General features: G+C 62.6%; 14 protein-coding genes and 1 rRNA gene. 4 read left to right on the top strand and 11 right to left on the bottom strand.

Features of this window, described 5'->3' with window-relative positions:
- Position 1: 1 nt before the first annotated feature.
- From AB4Z15_RS02515 to AB4Z15_RS02490, 6 genes are read right to left on the bottom strand one after another with little or no spacing between them, the layout of a single operon-like run.
- Complete coding sequence (locus tag AB4Z15_RS02515; RefSeq protein WP_442015923.1) at positions 2-1,087, bottom strand: LLM class flavin-dependent oxidoreductase; 1,086 nt, start codon at positions 1,085-1,087, stop codon at positions 2-4.
- Complete coding sequence (locus AB4Z15_RS02510) at positions 1,084-1,917, bottom strand: DUF1684 domain-containing protein (protein ID WP_442015922.1); 834 nt, start codon at positions 1,915-1,917, stop codon at positions 1,084-1,086. Before AB4Z15_RS02510 ends, AB4Z15_RS02515 begins: the two co-directional genes overlap by 4 nt.
- A complete protein-coding gene (locus AB4Z15_RS02505; protein ID WP_442015921.1) occupies positions 1,901-3,067 on the bottom strand; it encodes an LLM class flavin-dependent oxidoreductase in 1,167 nt (388 codons plus the stop codon). Before AB4Z15_RS02505 ends, AB4Z15_RS02510 begins: the two co-directional genes overlap by 17 nt.
- Positions 3,064-4,044, bottom strand: a complete 981-nt coding sequence (locus AB4Z15_RS02500) for an ABC transporter substrate-binding protein (protein WP_442015920.1) — start codon at positions 4,042-4,044, stop codon at positions 3,064-3,066. The genes AB4Z15_RS02505 and AB4Z15_RS02500 overlap by 4 nt, the downstream gene beginning before the upstream one ends.
- Before the next feature lie 13 nt (positions 4,045-4,057).
- Positions 4,058-5,005, bottom strand: a complete 948-nt coding sequence (locus AB4Z15_RS02495; protein WP_442015919.1) for an amino acid ABC transporter ATP-binding protein — start codon at positions 5,003-5,005, stop codon at positions 4,058-4,060.
- Positions 5,002-5,967 (bottom strand): amino acid ABC transporter permease, encoded by a 966-nt coding sequence (locus AB4Z15_RS02490; protein ID WP_442015918.1) that lies wholly within the window; start codon positions 5,965-5,967, stop codon positions 5,002-5,004. Before AB4Z15_RS02490 ends, AB4Z15_RS02495 begins: the two co-directional genes overlap by 4 nt.
- A 264-nt stretch (positions 5,968-6,231) precedes the next feature.
- Between AB4Z15_RS02490 and AB4Z15_RS02485 the strand changes: the two genes are divergently transcribed.
- The 4 genes from AB4Z15_RS02485 to AB4Z15_RS02470 all read left to right on the top strand — a co-directional run bounded on the left by AB4Z15_RS02485 (position 6,232) and on the right by AB4Z15_RS02470 (position 11,681).
- On the top strand, positions 6,232-8,184 hold the full coding sequence (locus tag AB4Z15_RS02485; protein WP_442015917.1) for an FAD/NAD(P)-binding protein: 1,953 nt from the start codon (positions 6,232-6,234) through the stop codon (positions 8,182-8,184).
- 58 nt (positions 8,185-8,242) lie between these two features.
- A complete protein-coding gene (locus AB4Z15_RS02480) occupies positions 8,243-8,761 on the top strand; it encodes a GNAT family N-acetyltransferase (RefSeq protein ID WP_442015916.1) in 519 nt (172 codons plus the stop codon).
- A gap of 3 nt (positions 8,762-8,764) precedes the next feature.
- On the top strand, positions 8,765-10,537 hold the full coding sequence (locus AB4Z15_RS02475) for a helicase HerA-like domain-containing protein (RefSeq protein ID WP_442015915.1): 1,773 nt from the start codon (positions 8,765-8,767) through the stop codon (positions 10,535-10,537).
- 115 nt (positions 10,538-10,652) lie between these two features.
- Positions 10,653-11,681 carry a hypothetical protein gene (locus tag AB4Z15_RS02470; protein ID WP_442016183.1) on the top strand — a complete coding sequence of 343 codons (1,029 nt, stop codon included), beginning with the start codon at positions 10,653-10,655 and terminating at the stop codon, positions 11,679-11,681.
- Positions 11,682-11,915: 234 nt separating this feature from the next.
- On the opposite strand, the gene AB4Z15_RS02465 is transcribed toward AB4Z15_RS02470, so the two are convergent.
- The 5 genes from AB4Z15_RS02465 to rrf form a co-directional block, all read right to left on the bottom strand.
- Positions 11,916-13,889 carry an NHL domain-containing thioredoxin family protein gene (locus AB4Z15_RS02465; RefSeq protein WP_442015914.1) on the bottom strand — a complete coding sequence of 658 codons (1,974 nt, stop codon included), beginning with the start codon at positions 13,887-13,889 and terminating at the stop codon, positions 11,916-11,918.
- Positions 13,889-16,195: a cytochrome c oxidase assembly protein gene (locus AB4Z15_RS02460; protein ID WP_442015913.1), complete on the bottom strand. Its 2,307-nt coding sequence runs from the start codon at positions 16,193-16,195 to the stop codon at positions 13,889-13,891. Before AB4Z15_RS02460 ends, AB4Z15_RS02465 begins: the two co-directional genes overlap by 1 nt.
- 173 nt (positions 16,196-16,368) lie before the next feature.
- A complete protein-coding gene (locus AB4Z15_RS02455; RefSeq protein ID WP_011776355.1) occupies positions 16,369-16,656 on the bottom strand; it encodes an HU family DNA-binding protein in 288 nt (95 codons plus the stop codon).
- A 237-nt stretch (positions 16,657-16,893) separates the two neighbouring features.
- Positions 16,894-17,457: a GNAT family N-acetyltransferase gene (locus AB4Z15_RS02450; protein ID WP_442015912.1), complete on the bottom strand. Its 564-nt coding sequence runs from the start codon at positions 17,455-17,457 to the stop codon at positions 16,894-16,896.
- An 85-nt stretch (positions 17,458-17,542) separates the two neighbouring features.
- A 5S ribosomal RNA gene (rrf, locus tag AB4Z15_RS02445) occupies positions 17,543-17,659 on the bottom strand.
- Positions 17,660-17,662 lie beyond the last annotated feature (3 nt).

Genomic DNA, 17,662 nt, shown 5'->3' with positions numbered 1-17,662 from the left:
CTTAGTTTTCCGAGCCAACGGCTGCAATGGTCGTCTTCGCGTAGCGGCTCGCCGGACGTTCCAGGCCCAGCAGATCGCGGAACGTCCCATCCTGCAGAGGCGCCCGCAAAGACCCGCGCCGGCGGAGTTCGGGCAGCACCAGGCGGGACAGTTCTTCCAAGTCCACGTCCAGGACGGCGGGGTGGAGACGGACGCCGTCGGCCTCCTTGAGAAGAGAATCGAGCAGGTCAGTCAGACCGGTCGCCGAACCGACAAACCGTGCCCGGCCTGCTTCCGCAGACGAACCGCTTTCCGCCCAGGAAGCGAAACGCGAAGCGGCAGGCTGCCCGCGCGAGTCAAGAACGACGTCGAGCTCTGCAACAATCGCAACCTCAGCTCCAAGCCGGGCCCGCACATGGCGAACCTCGGCAGCGAGCAGTTCAGGCGTCGGAGCAGACACCAGCACAGCATCCACGGACTCCACCGGAACCAAGCCCTCACCCACCAAGGAGGCAGCGGCGAGCACAGGCAGCTGACCTTGCAACGGCCGGGGAATGATGGACGGACCCTTGATGGAGTAAGCGGGACCGGCGAAATCGGCAGGAGTTTCGAAGTCCACATAGTGCAGCTTGTCGACGTCAAGGTAGCGACCCGTGGCGACATCGCGGATCACCGCGTCGTCCTCCCACGAATCCCACAGCCGGCGGCCAACTTCGACGGAGGCCGCCGCTTCCTGTGGCAGCGCCTCACCCTGAACAAAAGAACGCCCGACGGCGGCCGCAGCCTCGGGTGAGTCCGCTGCGGTGACGATCCACCCGCCGCGCCCTCTGGCCACGTAGTCCAGGCTGGCGAGCTGCGTGGAGATGTGGAAGGGCTCCGTATATACAGTGTCCACTTCCGGTACGAGTGCTATGTTCCGCGTCAACGGCCCAGCAAAGGCCGCGCGCTGCAGAGCGTTGACCCGCCCCGGGGCCGGTGAGTCGGCGAAGGTTGCCGCGTGGAAACCAGCAGACTCGGCTGCGACGACGGCGGCTGCAAGGTTCTGGTATCCCGCGCCGTCGAGTTCAATGGCCAGGAACCCGGCCTTGCGTTCTTTGAAGGTACTCACTTCTGGTCCTGACGTTCGTAGGGAATCTTTTCGCCCGCTTCGATTGCCACGGGCAGCCGGTTTTCGGCGGGGGGCAGCGGGCAGGTGGCCAGGTCGGTGTAGGCGCAGGGGAGGTTGACGGCCCGGTTGAAGTCCAGCTGTACGGAGCCATCAGCCGCGGGGACCGCGGAGAGCGAGCGGTTGGCCGCGTACGTAGTCTTGCCGGAGGTCTGGTCCGTGAACAGCACCAAAAGCGATCCCGCCGCGTGGCCGTTGAACGCGGTCAGCGCCAGTTCCTGGCCCGCAAGCTTGAAGCGGATCTGGCCCGGCGCCTCGTACACATGCTGGATACCTTCGACAGCTGCACCCACCGTCGTGGGGCGCGGAGTCTCGAACGGCACGAACGTACCGGCCACGGCAAACGCAGCATTGGGCGTATAAGCGGGCGTGCCCTGGTAATCCTGCAAGAGAGCGTTGGACGGATTCCGCGGCCGCACGATGTACTCGCCGCCGCGCTTGGCTAGCTCGATCACGGTGTCGCCGGAGGCCAGGTTGACGCCGTCGCGCTCCTCGATGGGCCCGAATTCCAACGTCTTGCCAGAGTGGCCGTTCAGTTCAACGCCGTCCTGCTGCAAGCTTTCGCCCGGCTCCAAAACAACGCGTACGACGTCGGCTTCCACGTTCCAGGTACCAGGCGCACCTTCCAACCGGGTCGGGTTGCTGTCCAGCCAGTGGAGGTGGGTCACGGCGAGGAAGCCGTGCGGATGTGCCCGTTGGCGCTCATGGGCGGTGTGCCACTCCTGCCATTCCTCGGCAAAGGATTCGAGTGCTGTTTCAGTGTGCGTAGACATGTGCGTAATCGCTCCTGTTGAAGGCGTGGTCTGCTGTGACGGTTGCTGCGGCGTCCGGTTCGGTGGCGCCGGCGAACGCGGGTCGTCCGGCGAACGGGTCTCCGGATTCCCACAACGTGGTTGGTGCGGCGGCACGGACGGCCGGGATGACCTCCAGCGCGAAGCGTTCCAGGATGTCGAGCTGCTGTTCGAAGGGCAGCGTGGTGGGCAAGGAGATCGACTGCAGGTCATGCTGATACAGCGAGTGGTAGCTGAGGATCTTGTCGATCACCTGCTCCGGGCTGCCCACAAGGGCCGGCCCCTCAGCAACAGCATGCTGGATGTCCCGGAACGGTGAGTTGTTGCCAGGAACGTTCCGGCCGGCGGTCAGCGCCTCATACACGGGTCCGTACTGGCGGATGGCTTCCTGCGTGGTGTCGGCAATGAACACACCGCCGGCCCCACTGCCTGAGCCCAGATACTGGTGCCGGGGATCGTGTCCGTGGCGTTCGTATTCTTCGCGGTAGTGGTCGATCAAGACCTTGTAATTCTCCCGGGGCTGGATGGCGTTCGCGGTGAACAACGGATCGCCCCATTTGGCCGCCAGCGCCGCAGACGTAAGGGTTGTAGCCGAGCCGTGCCAAATCCGCGGTGAGCCCGCGAAGGGGCGTGGCGTCGTCGTGGTTGGTTCAATCAGAGGTGACCTGAAGCGGCCTGACCACGTGACGCCTTCCTTGCGCCAGAGGGTGCGGAGCAGGGCGTACTTCTCAGCGAGCAACTCCCACTGGTCATCCAATGACAGGCCAAAGAGGGGGTATTGCAGCACCTCGTTGCCTTTGCCGATCCCCAACTCCAAGCGGCCCCGGCTCAGTTGGTCGATCGTGGCGTAGTCCTCGGCCACCCGAACAGGATCCAGGACAGACAACACCGCGACGCCGGTCTGAAGCCGGATTCGATGGGTGACGGCGGCAATGGCGGCGAGGACCGTCGTCGGGGATGAGGAAACAAACTCACCTGCGTGGCGTTCCCCCACCGAGAAGCTGTCGAAGCCCAGTTCCTCGGCGCGGCGGGCCGTTTCCACCACCTGGTTCAGGCGGTCAGCTGTAGAGACAATCTCCCCCGTCACCGGGTTCTTCAGGTGGGGAATGATGTCAAGGACCTGGAACTTCACTTGGCGGTCCCAAAACTTGCTTCTGTCACGGTCTTGGATTCGGGCAGGGCTTCTTCGGAGAGGCCCCAGCGTTCCAGGACCTTGGCGTAGGAGCCGTCCTTGATAGTGGAGTTGAGGGCATCGGTGATGGCGGGGGCCAGCCCGTTGCCCTTCAGCGTGGCGGCGGCAACCAGGGTTTCCGACGGCCAGCCGGCGTTGACCTTGCCCACTACCTTGAGGTCGTCACGGGTGTTCTCGCGGTACGTCACCGACGGGTAGGGCGCCAGGTTCAGGTCCGTGCGGCCGGAGGACAAAGCCAGGATCGTATCGGCGTCGGATGAGTAATATTGCAGCGTCGCCGGGGTTTTGCCCTTGGCCTCGAGCTCCTTGTTCCACGCCAGCAGGATCTTCTCCTGGTTGGTGCCGGAGCCCACGGAGATTTTGAGCCCCGAGATATCGTCCGAACCCTTGATGTCATAGCTGGAGCTCTTCTTTGCCTCGAACCCCATGTAGGCAGCGCGATAGGTGGAAAAATCGAACAGTTTCACCCGGGCTGCGTTGATGCCGACATTGGAGAACACGGCCTCGAAATCACCGGACTGGGTCTTCAAGGGCCAGTTCTCCCACGAGGTCACTTGGAGGTCCAATTCCAAGCCGAGTTTGTCGGCCACGAGTTGCGCGATGTCCACCTCCACACCGATCGGCGTTTTGTCGTCTGTCGCGTGGAAGGACAGTGGGATGGAACCCGCGGTGGTGGCAACGGTCAGTTTGCCATCCTTGGCGATGGCAGCCGGAACGTTGGCGGCTGCGGCAGTATCTTTTTCCCCACGGATCCGGTTCTGGTCCACCGAGGTGTTGTAGACGACGCCGTTCTTCGCGGCTTCGCTCGCGGGTTTGGCTGCCGAAGCGCCAGGATCGGAGCATCCGGCGAGCGCAGGAAGTACGACGGCGGGCAGTACAGCAAGTGCCACGAGCTTGGTTTGGGTGATGCGAAACATGGAGGACTTCTTCCTAGATGTTGAAAGCCGGTTCGATGACCTTGGAGAAGAAGCTTCGGGTGCGTTCTTCACGGGGGTTGCCGAAGATTTCCTGGGGCGTGCCGGACTCAACGATCTGGCCCTGGTCCATGAACACCACGGTGTCCGCGATGTCCCTGGCAAAACCCATCTCGTGGGTCACGATGATCAACGTGGTCCCTGACTTGGCAAGTTCGCGGATGACGTCCAAAACCTCGTTGACCAGTTCGGGGTCCAACGCTGAGGTGGGCTCGTCGAAGAGCAGGATCTTGGGGTCCAGCGCCAGTGCCCGCGCAATCGCGACCCGCTGTTGCTGACCCCCGGAGAGCTGCCGTGGGTAGGCATCTGCCCGGTCCTTCAGGCCCACCCGGCCCAGGAGCTCCAGGCCACGCTTCCTGGCTTCAGCCTTGGATCGCTTCTGGGCGACGATCGGCGCCTCGATGACGTTTTCCAGGGCGGTGAGGTGCGGGAAAAGATTAAAGCTCTGGAAGACCATGCCGATGTTGGTGCGCTGTTTGAGGATGTCTTTCTCACGTAGTTCGTGAAGCTTGTTCCCGCGGACGTGGTAGCCCACCAGCTCGTTGTCGATGGTGATGAAGCCGCCGTCCACCTTCTCGAGGTGGTTGATGGTACGCAGCAGGGTGGACTTGCCCGATCCGGACGGGCCCACGATCACCGCGACACCGCCTGGCGGCACTGACAAGGAGACACCCTTGAGGACTTCGGTAGTGCCGAAAGACTTTCGGACGTTGGTGATATCGACCTGCCCGCGGGTGGTGGGGTTGTCCGTCGTCGCGGTGTTGTCCGTTGTCGTGGGCTTGTCCCTCAAGGCGGGCTGCGCCGCCGTCGGACTGGCCGAAGCGCCGCCGCGGGCGTCAGCCTGAATTTCGTCTGCGGACTGGGCCGCCGTCGTGGTTTCTTTGCGCGCGGCGAGGATGCTCATCGGCTTTCCTTGGTCTGTGAGACTGCAACGTGGGTGGCGAAGAACCTGCGGGCCTTCTGCAATGGAGTGAGAGGCAGGGTCCGCAGGGCGCCCTTGGAGAAGTGGCGTTCGATGTAGTACTGGAAGACGCTCAGCACTGAGGTGATGACGACATACCAAAGTGTGGCGACCAGGAGCAGCGGCAGCACCTGCTGGGTCCGGTTGTAAATCACCTGGACCGTGTAGAAGAGCTCGGAATACGCAAGGACGTAAACGATCGAGGTGCCCTTGACCAAGCCAATGATCTCGTTGAAAGCGTTGGGCAGGATGGCGCGCATGGCCTGTGGCAACACGATCCGTGTGGAGCGCTTCCAAGCGGGAATGCCCAGTGCGGAAGCTGCCTCGAGTTGACCTTGGTCCACCGAGAGGATGCCGCCACGAATGATCTCTGCGGAGTAGGCGGCCTGGTTGAGGGTCAGGCCCAGCACTGCTGCAGCGAACTGGCTGATCAGCGTGGTGGTCTGGGCTTCGAAGAAGCGGACATCCGTGAAGGGGATGCCCAGGCTGATCTTCTCGTAGAGGTAGCCCAGGTTGTACCAAAGAAGCAGTTGGACCAGCAGGGGCGTGGAACGGAAGATCCAGGAGAACGTCCAGGAAACCGAGACCAGCAGAGGCGATGCGGACAAGCGCATGAGGGCAAGGATGAATCCCAGGACGAATCCCAGCACTCCGGAGATCGCCGTGAGCTTGAGCGTCTCCACCAGGCCATTCACTACGGACTGGGCCGTGAACCACTGCGCCACCACTCCCCACTCCCAACGCGGGTTGGTGACGAGCGACCACGCAATGGCTGCGACGCCCGCAGCCACCAGGACGGTACCCACCCATCGCCACGGGTGCCGGGCAGGGACCAGTTTGTAGTCGGAGTAATCCGTGGTGGCAGGTGCAGTTTCTGCCGTGGCAGGCGGTGCGATCGCACTCATGCGCCACCTCTTTCAGATCGGTTGTTGACTATCGGATGGATGCCAATCTAGGCGCGCACAGGAGAGCCAGCAAGGCGGAAATTTGCACTTCTTCACTGGACTTAGCGCGGGTTCACGGGACTTCACGCAACGCCATATGAGTCAGAACTTTGCGCCCGTTAACGCCCAATGACGCGCAGTGAACGGCCGTTACCAGCTCCTCGACCTGGGCCGCATCTCCTCCCTAGATTGGGCTGCACCACCCGCTGTATTTCAGGAGATTCCATGCCGTCACCAGTTCCCGCCATCGCCTTCATCGGCGGTGGCCCGCGCACGGCCGGCGTCCTGGAAAGGCTGGCGGCGAGCCGGCCCGGTTTGTTCGATGGGCCGCTGCACATCCACATCGTGGAGCCGTATGAGCCGGGCTCCGGGAGGATCTGGCGCTATGACCAGAGCCCGGGCCTGCTGCTGAACTCCACCGCCGCGGACGTCACTATGTTCACCGACGCGTCCGTGGCGTGCGACGGTCCTCCTGTCGACGGCCCCGGACTGGCCACGTGGGCAGCAGGTGTGCTGGATGGGAGCATCCGCGACGTCCCTGCGCTGGAGTCGCACTTGCTGGCACAGCTCCAGTCCCTCACACCTTCTTCATTTCCCACCCGGCAGCTCCAGAGCAAATACCTCGAATGGTTCTTCCGTCGGTCAGTCGCTGCCCTGGGGCCCGATGTCACCGTGACTGTCCACCGGGACACGGCTACCGCGGTCACGCCCGTTTCCGCTTCCGTGCACGGTCCCGCAGGGTCCGACGCCGGCGCGAACCGCGTGCGGTTGGCTTCCGGCGCGGAGGTGCTGTCCGACGTCGTGGTTTACGCCCTGGGCCATACCGATTCGTTGCCGGACGACGAGTCCGCCCGCCTCAGCGATTTCGCTGCCCGCCACGGTGGGTTCCATGCGCCGCCGTCGTACACAACGGACGTGAACTACTCGGGCATCAAAGCCGGCCAGGACGTGATCGTATCCGGCATGGGGCTCGGGTTCGTGGATCTGCTGGTGCTGCTGTTCGAGGGCCGCGGCGGGCGCTTCGAGGAAGTAGCCGACGGCGACCTTAAGTACGTGCCCTCCGGCGCCGAACCGAGCCTCTGGGTAGGTTCACGACGCGGCGTGCCTTACCACTCCAAGATTTCCTCCGTTGTGCGCGGCGAGCCGTTCAGCCGGCCGCGGTACTTCACCGCCGAGGCAGTTGATGCGTTGTTGGCGAACCATAAGGAACTGGACTTCCGCTTACAGCTGTGGCCGTTGATCGCCAAGGACGCCGGCTATGCCTACTATCGGGAGCTGTTCACCGGCTACCCAGCGCGCGTGTCAGGCAGCTGGAAGGAATTCGAGGCCCGGTTCGATGCAGTCGACTGGTACAGCCCTGCCCGGGAAGAGCTGGTTGCCTTCTCCATCCCTGATCCCGCGCTGCGCTTGGACCTGGAGGCCCTGGACCACCCCCTGAGCGGTTGCGCCTTCGAGGACCACGAGGCCGTGCAGCGTTCGGTGGCCGCGTACATCCAACACGATCTCGACCTCCGGAGCAGCCCGGACCATTCCGAAACGCTCGCGCTCTTCACCGCGTTGTTGTTCGTCTACATGGACCTTGGCCGACTGGTCCCGCAGGATCGGCTCAATGCACGGTCGCAACAAGCGATCCACGGCTGGTGGCACGGCTTCTTCAGCTTCGTGGATTCCGGGCCGCCGTCACACCGTCTCCGTGAGATGCTCGCGCTGCACCGTGCCGGGTTCCTGAAGTTCCTGGGGCCGGGAATGTGGGTTCGCACCGACGAATCAACGGGCCGGTTTGTAGCCGGCTCATTCCAGTCACCCGTCGTGGTGGACGCGTCCGCGTACATCGAGGCACGATTGCCCTCAGCGTCCGTGGAACGTTCGGCGAATCCCGCTTTGACAGACCTGCACGACGCCGGATGGGGCACCGAACAGCGGCTGCTCACGTCGGAGGGTCCCCACTCCACGGGCAAACTCCTTGTCTCCGGGAATCACCAGGTCCTGTCCCCTGTTGGTACTCCTCAGAAGGGTTTGTTCGCCGTGGGCCCGTGGACGTCGGGGTGGGGCGCGGGAGCGTTTGCCCGCCCCAATACCAATGCGGCACCCTTCCGGGAAAACGATGCCCTGGCCCGGCAGATCCTGACCACCGTTGCTGCTGCCCGCCCAACTGAGTCGCAGTTAAGCGCGTTCTGACCGCCCAAAAACGCGCTTAATTGCTACTTACTTGGGCTCCAACTACGAAAGGCCTGACATGACCACAACGCCAACCCTGCCGACATCGGGCCTTTCCGTCCTCAGCCTGCCCATGCGCGATCCACGCGTCCGTCCCCTTCTGGACGAACTCGCCGTCGAATACGACACGCGCTACGGGACACTTTTCGGCACCGGCGGTGCTGCGGAGGAATTGAACAGGTACCCGGCCGAGGAATTTGCCGCGCCCCATGGAGCACTGATCATCATCCAGGAGAACGGCGAATCCGTGGCTGGCGGCGCATTCCGGCGCTACGACGAGCACACCGCAGAGCTCAAGAGGATCTGGACCCACTCTGCGCACCGCCGTCGCGGCCTGGCACGGAAGGTGCTCACGGAGTTGGAGAATGAAGCACGACGCCGGGGCTACAGGAAGCTCTACCTCACCACCGGTCCACGCCAGCCCGAGGCAAAAAATCTGTACCTCGCCACCGGCTACAAGGCGCTCTTCGACCTCGCTGCCGACCCCGAGGACATCAAGCATTTGGCCTTCAGCAAGGATCTTGTCCTGCCCAGCTAAGCTATGCGCATGGCCAACAAACCCATCGCAACAACTGCCGAAAAACTTGCCACGATCCAGCAGGGGTACGCCCTGCAAGGAGCCACCATCGAGCTGGGCGCGGCGATCGTCGATGGTGAGATCCACAAAGAGGCCCAGGTCCGGCTCCCCTTGGCCATGATGAACCGCCACGGCCTCGTGGCCGGCGCCACCGGTACTGGCAAAACGGTCACGCTGCACATGATTGCCGAACAGTTGTCGACGGCGGGTGTTCCAGTTTTCCTCGCGGACATCAAGGGAGATCTTTCCGGACTGGCCACTGCGGCAACGGGCAGTGAAAAGTTGACCGCACGAACTGAAGCCCTCGGGCAGCAGTGGCAGGGCAAGAACTTTCCCGTTGAATTCCTCAGCCTGGGCGGTGACGGCAATGGAATCCCGATCCGCGCCACCATCACCTCGTTCGGGCCCATCCTGCTCTCGCGCATCATGGACCTCAACGACACCCAGGAATCCAGTCTTCAGCTGATCTTCCACTTTGCGGACAAGAACAAGCTGGAACTGATCGACCTCAAAGACCTCCGGGCTGTGATCCAGTTCCTCACCTCGGACGAGGGCAAGGAACAGCTGGAGGATCTTGGCGGACTCTCCAAAGCCACAGCCGGAGTCATCCTGCGGGAACTCGTCACACTCGAGGCCCAGGGCATGGAGAAGTTCTTCGGCGAACCGGAGTTCGATACCGCAGAACTCCTCCGCACCGCCCCCGACGGCCGGGGCGTTATCAGCTGCCTTGAGCTGCCCACGCTGCAGACCAAGCCCCTGCTGTTCTCCACGTTCCTCATGTGGCTCCTCGCCGACCTTTTCGAAGACCTCCCCGAAGCCGGCGACCTCGACAAACCCAAGCTGGTGTTCTTCCTGGACGAGGCCCACCTTCTCTTCAACGACGCCTCAAAGGCCTTCCTCGAGGCCATCACCACCACGGTCCGGCTCATCCGTTCCAAAGGTGTCGGCATTTTCTTCGTCACCCAGACACCCAAGGACGTCCCCGCCGATGTCCTGGGCCAACTCGCCAACCGGATACAGCACGCCTTGCGCGCGTTCACCCCGGAGGACGCAAAGGCCCTCAAAGCCACGGTCTCCACGTTCCCCGTCAGCGATTACGACCTTGAAGAGACACTCACCTCCGCAGGCATCGGTGAGGCCGTCATTACCGTCATGAACGAAAAAGGCGCGCCCACACCTGTTGCCCTCACCCGGCTGCGTGCCCCCGAATCCGTGATGGGCCCGAGCGCCGATGACCTGATCCGCAGCACTGTCGCTTCGTCCTCGCTTCTGGTCAAGTACGGGACCGCTGTAGACAACGTGTCCGCCTACGAGAAACTCCATGGCAACGCTGCACCGTCCACCGGCGACGCCGCACCGGGATTGCCCCCGGTTCCGGCGAGCGCTTCGGTGCCTGGCGCTTCAGGTTCTGGCGCTTCCGGTTCTGGCGCTTCCGGGGGTACGCCCTACGACATCGACGCCGAAGCGCGGCGCATCGAGGAAGAGATCCTCGGCCGCCCGAGTTCCCGGCCGGCGCCTTCGCCCTCCTCGCTGCCGGAGTCCTCCTCGTTTCCGGAGCCGGCTCCGGCACCGGCCCCTGCGCCGCAGCAGGATAGCGGCATGTTCGGCGACCTTGCCGGAGCCCTTGGTGGAGCTTTGGGCGGCGGACTGAAGAGCATGGTCCGCTCCATGGGGACGCAGCTTGGCCGTGACCTTATGCGCGGCGTATTCGGTACGTCCTCGCGGCGCCGCCGCTAGTCCTTATTGGCTCTCAAAAGCCCGACGCCGGGTGGCGGCAAAGCTTGCTGCCACCCGCCGTCGGGCCCTTTCGGAAGGGTCTTCGCAGGTCACGCTGACGTCCACCTGCACAGCTATCGCGGCTGCGGCAGGTAACGTAAAGGGCGTGCAGTTGAGTCAAGCGATAGTCAGGACCGCAGCCGGATGGCTGCTCGGTCTGATGCTTGCTGCCGCCGGGGCCATCGTCTGCGTCAACCTGGTGAGCTCCTCCGTGGCCAGTCCGCAACAGCCTGTCCGGGAGTATCTGGAGGCCCTGCAGAAGGGCGAAGGCGAGCAAGCCCTGGGTCTGTTGAGGGCAAAAGTTCCCAGCGCGAATGCCGCCATGCTCGACGGCACAGCCCTGCAAACTGCGGCCTCCAAACTGTCCGACATCAAACTCGGAAATGCCGAGTCCAGGGGCAGCAACCGCGTTGCAGTGCCCATGGACTACACCTTGGACGGCAACCGGCTCCACACCGAATTCCTGATGGAGCGCACTGGGACCCAATGGTTGTTCTTCGGCAAATGGGCATTCGTTCCCACCACGCTTCCCACTCTTGAGGTCACCGTCGTGAACTCCAATGAGGCAGCGCTCAACGGCGTCCCCGTCAACATGCCCAATGGTCACAACACTTTTGCCGTGTTCTACCCCGGCAAATACGAAGCCAGCCTGAACGGCACCTACTTCGAAGCTCCTGCTGCCTCGGCCCTCGTTTCAAACCGCGACGGCGGCCAGGCACCCCTGAACCTGCAGACCCGGTCAACCAAGGCTTTGAACGAAGCCGTTGCCGGTAAAGTCCGGGAGTTCCTGGACACCTGCGCCGCCCAAGCCACCGAGCAGCAACGACTCCAACCTGATTGCCCGTTCTACCACGCCAGCAATGCGCGCGTCGTCGACGGAACCATCAAATGGGAAATTACTGAGTACCCCAAGATCACCATTGAGCCCTTCGGCGGCAAATGGGTTGTAGCCCCGCTCAACGGCAAGGCAAGGGTTTCCGCCCGCGAGATCAATTTGTTCACCGGCTTGGTCAACGACCTCAACGTGGAGCACGATTTCAGCTTCACCACCCAGCTGGACACTGACAACAACACCGTGACCGTCACCCCGATGCTGACGTTCTAGGCCCCCCGCGCACTCCACAGTTCCCTACGCCGTCGATAAAGACCTGGCTCTCGGTCCGGATCCCCACATCCCTGAACAGGACACGCGCGAAGGTTTCGATCAGGGAACCCGCCCCACGATCAACTTTTGCAACGACTTCACGGGCGCGACTGGCCCAGTTCTGGAAGGCTGAGGGCATGAAAAGGCCCAGGTCCTCCCCCTTCAAGGGTCAAACCCGGGCCAGTTCAGCAGGCTTTAGTCCATGCCGCGGAGATCAAGCACCAGCTCTGATTCGCCATCAGCCTGCAAAATAACAGGGATGCCCCAATCCTGCTGGTACAGGTGACAGGCCGCGTGGTCCGGAATCTCTCCGTCCGCGGTTTCAGGTCCATCGCAGGCGGCCGCACGGGCAGTAATGTGAAGGATGCCCTCTGGCACGTCGGGCGACAATTCGATGGTGCGCAACAAGCCCACCGATGTCCCGCCGCCGGAGACCAGCAGTTCAGGCGGCGTGGAAGAGACCTTCATCTGCGTCGGATCGCCCCAACGGTCATCAAGCTTCTGACCCGTGGGAGCCTTGAAGCGAACAGCCAGCTCCAGGATTCCAGGGGTCACGGGGCTCTTGGGACGGTGCGTCTGTGACGCGCCCTCATCCACCTGCTGGGCTTCCTTGGGAATCGGTACCAAAACCAGTTGATGCTTGTTTGATTCAACCACCACCAGCAGCGGCTCACTGTTGCCGTGGTTAACCACGACGACGTCACTCGGCTCGGCCAGGCCACGCGCCAACGTTGACACGGTCTTCGTCGCGGGATCGTACCGGCGAACGGCACCGTTGTAAGTATCGGCGATCGCTACGGAACCATCCGGCAGTACCGTGACCCCCAAGGGGTGCTGCAGGCGTGCCTCGCTGGCGTCGCCGTCACGGAATCCGAAGTCGAACAGGCCTTGGCCGACGGCTGTCTCCACTGTCACGCCGGTTTCGTTAAGCACCAAACGTCGCAGCGAGGAAGTCTCCGAGTCGGCCACCCAGATGTTGTCATCGGCATCAATGGCCAGGCCGGACGACTGCGCGAACCAGGCATCCTCCGCGGCGCCGTCCAACAGTCCCTCCAGGCCCGAGCCCGCCAGGATGGAAACCTGGTTGGTCACGGGATCGAACGCAAAGATCTGGTGAGTTCCCGCCATCGCGATGACAACACGCTGCAGCTTCACGCTCCACACCACATCCCACGGCGAGGACAAGGAGACCTCCGTACCGAGGCCAAGCACCCCGACGTCGATTGCGTCGGCAGCAAAGTCAGCCGGACCGCCGTCGTGGTGTTCGGACCAGGCACCCGCGCCCGTCTCGGTTACACGGGCAGGGCCCGCATCGAGCAAGCGCTGCACACCGTTGCCGGCAACAGTCCGGACATGCCCTGAACTCAACGTCACACCCCGAAGGCGGTGGTTAACGGTGTCGGCGACCACGGCGTCATAACCGAGCGTAGAAGCGAGTTCCGTCGGAAGAACAGCTATGCCTTGCGGCTCGTTGAACTGGGCCGTGTCCGTCTGGCCGTCCGCGTAGCCCTTGGTCCCGGAGCCAATAACCCGCTCAACGGTTTTCAGGTCCGGGTGGAGCTCCACCAGGCGGTGGTGACCGGAGTCGACGACGAGGTAATTGCCGTTGGCCAACTGGGTCGTTTTGCCCGGGAAGCGCAAAGTGCCCGACGTCGGCACAGGAGCGACGTACGGACCGTTGCCCCGGTGAAGGGTCCCCTTTGCTTCATGCTCGGCGACAAGCTCCTCAAGCAGCACAGCGAGGCCGTCAGCGTGGCCTTCCCCGGAAAGATGCGCCACGATGTAACCCTCCGGATCCACAACAACCAGCGTGGGCCAAGCACGGGCTGTGTACGCCTTCCACGTGGCCAGCTCAGGGTCATCCAGGACCGGGTGATGGATCTCGTAACGTTCCACGGCAGCTGCAAGGGCAACAGGATCAGCTTCGTGCTCGAACTTGGGCGAATGTACGCCAACTGTCACCAGGACGTCAGAGTACTTTTCCTCGAGGGGCCGGAGTTCGTCGAGGACATGCAGGCAGTTGATGCAGCAGAACGTCCAGAAGTCCAGCAGCACGATTTTGCCCCGCAGGGATTCCAAGTCAAGGGACTTGCCGCCCGTGTTGAGCCAGCCGCGGCCCTCCAGTTCGGAGGCCCGGACCCGGAGTTGGGTGCGTACGGTTTCGCTCATCAGCGTCCTTCCAGCTTCGTGTTTCGTTCGGTCTTGCTGCTTGCCCGCTCAACGCTGTCTGTTGTGCGTCCTGATGAGGCGCTGTCGGTTGGGGCTGCGTTGTCGCTTGGGGCTGCGTTGTCGGTTGGAGTCTGGGCAGTTGGGGTGGTCAGGGCAGTCGGGGCGGCTGAGGCTGGGCGGCCAGCCAATTTGGCGTCGCGGTCAGCGAGCCGGGCAAACATATCGTTATAAGCACTGAGATCGGCGTCGTTATTCCTGTCGGCCGCGCGATCCACCCGTCGGGTCTCCCGCTCGTCCGAGCGCGACCACATCACGGCCACGCCGATTGCCACCAGCAAGGTGGGAACTTCGCCAATGCCCCAAGCTACAGCGCCTCCCATTTGCTGGTCTGCGATGGCCGAGGCACCCCAGGTCCGGCCCAGGTTACCGAAGTAGTCAGCAGCCAGCAGGCCAGTACCGCCCATGATGGCCACGCCAAAGAACGCGTGGAACCCCATGGTTGCGAGCAGGAGCAGCAGGCGCATGGGGTACGGCGCCCGGCGCGGCAAAGGATCACTGCCGATCATGCTGAGCACAAAAATGTAGCCGGTCAGCAGGAAGTGCAGATTCATGAGCTCATGCCCGACGTGCTCACGCATCGCCAGTCCGAAAAGGTCTGAGTAGTAGAACAGCACGATGGATCCCGCGAAGTTCGCAGCCGCGAACAGCGGATGAGTCACCACCTGCGAGAACCGGGAATGGACGAACAGGAGCAGCCACTCCCTAAGCCCCCGCGAACCGTGGGCGCCTTCGCCTCGGGAAGGGAGCGCACGCAGTGCAAGGGTCACGGGCGAACCCAACACCAGGAAGATCGGTGCCACCATGGTCAGGGCCATGTGATCCACCATGTGGGCAGAAAACAGAACGCGGCCATAGACCGCTGGCGGACCTGAGGTGATGTAGGTGAGAATCACCAGTCCAATCATCCAGTTCACCGTCTTGAACCAGGACCAGCTATCCCCGCGCTTGCGAATCTTGATGATCCCGAGGATGTAGGACACGGCCCCGAATAAGGCGACTCCCACCCACAGCCAGTCAAAACGCCATTCCGTAAGCCAGCGCTCTGGCGTAAGTTCAGGCGGAATCTCATAGCCGGACAGGATGAACGCCGGCGAGGCGTCCGGTGCGTATGTAGTGGGCTGCGGCGGGGCCGAGCGCCCCAGCGCCACGGCGAGGCCCGACGTCGCGCCCATAACCAGCAGCTCAACCAGAACCAACTGCCACAGCACGCGGCGGGCAGACATCGAACCGCTCTTCCCCAACTGAGGTATGACCCACTGACGATGCATGAAACCAATGCCACCCAGCACCAGGGTGGCAAGTGCCTTGGCAAGGATGATCTGGCCATAGGCCGAGCCGAACAGATCGCCCAGGTTCGTCACGCGGATGGCTGCGTTTATCACACCGGACGCAAACACCAGGACGAAAGCAAAGCCTGCCAGGGCCGAAAACCGTCGAAGCGTCGACTCAGTGACGTCGCTGGTTCCATGGCTCCTCGAACCAGCGAGTAATCCGGAAAGGACAGCGAGCATGATTATGCCTCCCACCCACACGGAGACACCAACCAGGTGAAGGCCCAGCGAGTTGATGGCGCCTTCATGATCACTGGAGCTGGAGGAGTGGCCGATCAGAGCTGGCGGAATGAGCCCGATCAAGGCAAGCAGCAGCGTAAAGGCGAGGCCAGTCAGCGATCGGACGCCGAAGAGCGCTGTGGTGACTACAGCGGCGATGATGGTGATGGACAGCCAGGCCTTGCCCGTCTCAATGTCCGTCATGAAGTACACCAGCGAGCGGGTGAATTCGGCGTCACCGGAGAGTCCCTGACCCGCAACATCCGCGTAGGTCAGTACCAGGACCGCTACAGCGGACAGCGTCCAAGCGGCGCCCGCCGCAGCAGCAACGGCAAGGGCGCGTGTAAAAGCCGGATGTTCCGGAGCCTCCAGATCCTTTTCACGGGATCGCGACGCTCTAAGGTTCTTGGGCAGGATTCCAACTGCGAAGATCAGGCCACCAATAACTGTGGCTATGGAAACGTTGTGGACAGCTTTCGCGAACGGCAAGCCCCACCGGACCAGTGCTCCGGGGTCTGAGACCTGGCGGGCAGCAGAAGCCCCGGAGAAGATGAGGGCCGCAGCCAAAGTCAGGAAGAGCACCGCCAGTCCAGCAAGCTGCCATGGGAGGGAAATGCCCGTGACGGCATTGCCTCCCCGCGCTCCCGGCTTGGGAACAGGCGATGGGGCAGTTGCGGAGCTTCTTGCTGATGGCACCTATCCATTGTCCGTTACGTCTGGCTGGGCTGCGAATCGGGAACCGTTTGGGGAGGAGAAGTGGCCACAGGCGAGCGGATGCCGCCTTGGTGTGCGGGACAAGTGATTGCTTAACGGCAAAAGGGGCGGCAACCAGTTGGTTGCCGCCCCTTCAGGCGTTCGCCGAAGTGGAATTACTTCTTCTTGGCGACAGCAGCCTTCAGCTTGGAGCCTGCGGTCAGCTTAACGCTGTGGCCAGCGGCGATCTGGATGGTTTCGCCCGTCTGCGGGTTGCGGCCGGTGCGTGCTGCACGGTCGGTGCGCTCTACTGCGAGCCAGCCCGGGATGGTGATCTTCTCGCCAGCGGCGACAGAAGTCTCGAAAACTTCGAACAGTGCATCGAGCACGGAGTTGACGGCTGCCTGGCTCGTGCCAGCCTTGCCTGCTACCTCTGCAACGAGTTCACTACGGTTCTTAGCCATTTACGTCCTCCTGGACTAATACGTTTTTTGAGCTTTCAAGCGGAATGCGAGCAAGCCACTGCTCGAAAACTTACCAGCTTGCACCGCCATGGCCAGCAAATTCCGCGTGTTTCCGCGCTTTTTTGACCAAAATCACCGGTTTTTCAGGGTTTTTGGGGGTGCGGACCCCACATGGCGTACCCTACGGCGTTAAACAGGCCCCCAACCACGGCACCTTCAGAGCATCCGATCGGTGGATTAGAAGAGAATACGCTGATACAAGACGTGGTCTTGCCACTCGCCTGCGATGTGGAGATACGACGGCGCCATGCCGATCCTCTCGAAGCCGGATCGTTTGAGAACCGCCTGCGAGGCCACGTTATGCATCAAGGTTGCGGCTTGGATACGGTGGAGTCCCAGTTCGTCGTTCGCCATGGAGAGAACCGACTCCACCGAAGAAGTGGCAATGCCTTTGCCGGTGAACGCTTGGTCGACCCAATAACCCAAGTTGGCGTTCAGGAACGGTCCGCGGACTATGCCCGTCAAAGTAATCATGCCAATGACATCCCGCTCCTGGAGAACTACCCAAGCGACTTCCGTGCCTGCGGCATATTGGTTCAGTTTGCTCCGAACAACTGCCTCTTGCCCTGCCTTGGTATAGAACGCCGCGCTGCGCCGTGGTTCCCATGGGGCGAGGTGCTCTGCGTTCCGGGTATATGCGGCCGCCAAGGGCCCGACGTCGGACAAGGACAAAGTCCGGAGGTGGACTTTCCCGTTCGCGGGGTTCCCAGATGGGACATCCAAGATTCGGGTCAGGGTCATCCTGCGACTCTAGCGTCTTCGATTGTCAGTTAAATGTGGGAGACCCCCCGACCCGTGTGGGTTGGGGGGTCTCGACCTAATGTGTGTCCGGCGGTGTCCTACTCTCCCACACCCTCCCGGGTGCAGTACCATCGGCGCTGTGGGTCTTAGCTTCCGGGTTCGGAATGGGACCGGGCGTTTCCCCCACGCTATGACCGCCGTAACC

The sequence above is a fragment of the Paenarthrobacter sp. 2TAF44 genome, assembly GCF_052114885.1.
Classification (GTDB): domain Bacteria; phylum Actinomycetota; class Actinomycetes; order Actinomycetales; family Micrococcaceae; genus Arthrobacter.
This window is presented reverse-complemented; position numbering and strand designations above follow the sequence as displayed.

What these genes read in the sequence shown, in the direction of transcription:
- AB4Z15_RS02510 (WP_442015922.1), bottom strand. Translation starts at nt 1,917, where the DNA reads ATGTCTACGCACACTGAAACAGCACTCGAATCCTTTGCCGAGGAATGG.
- AB4Z15_RS02500 (WP_442015920.1), bottom strand. Translation starts at nt 4,044, where the DNA reads ATGTTTCGCATCACCCAAACCAAGCTCGTGGCACTTGCTGTACTGCCC.
- AB4Z15_RS02495 (WP_442015919.1), bottom strand. Translation starts at nt 5,005, where the DNA reads ATGAGCATCCTCGCCGCGCGCAAAGAAACCACGACGGCGGCCCAGTCC.
- AB4Z15_RS02490 (WP_442015918.1), bottom strand. Translation starts at nt 5,967, where the DNA reads ATGAGTGCGATCGCACCGCCTGCCACGGCAGAAACTGCACCTGCCACC.
- AB4Z15_RS02485 (WP_442015917.1), top strand. Translation starts at nt 6,232, where the DNA reads ATGCCGTCACCAGTTCCCGCCATCGCCTTCATCGGCGGTGGCCCGCGC.
- AB4Z15_RS02480 (WP_442015916.1), top strand. Translation starts at nt 8,243, where the DNA reads ATGACCACAACGCCAACCCTGCCGACATCGGGCCTTTCCGTCCTCAGC.
- AB4Z15_RS02475 (WP_442015915.1), top strand. Translation starts at nt 8,765, where the DNA reads ATGCGCATGGCCAACAAACCCATCGCAACAACTGCCGAAAAACTTGCC.
- AB4Z15_RS02465 (WP_442015914.1), bottom strand. Translation starts at nt 13,889, where the DNA reads ATGAGCGAAACCGTACGCACCCAACTCCGGGTCCGGGCCTCCGAACTG.
- AB4Z15_RS02455 (WP_011776355.1), bottom strand. Translation starts at nt 16,656, where the DNA reads ATGGCTAAGAACCGTAGTGAACTCGTTGCAGAGGTAGCAGGCAAGGCT.
- AB4Z15_RS02450 (WP_442015912.1), bottom strand. Translation starts at nt 17,457, where the DNA reads ATGACCCTGACCCGAATCTTGGATGTCCCATCTGGGAACCCCGCGAAC.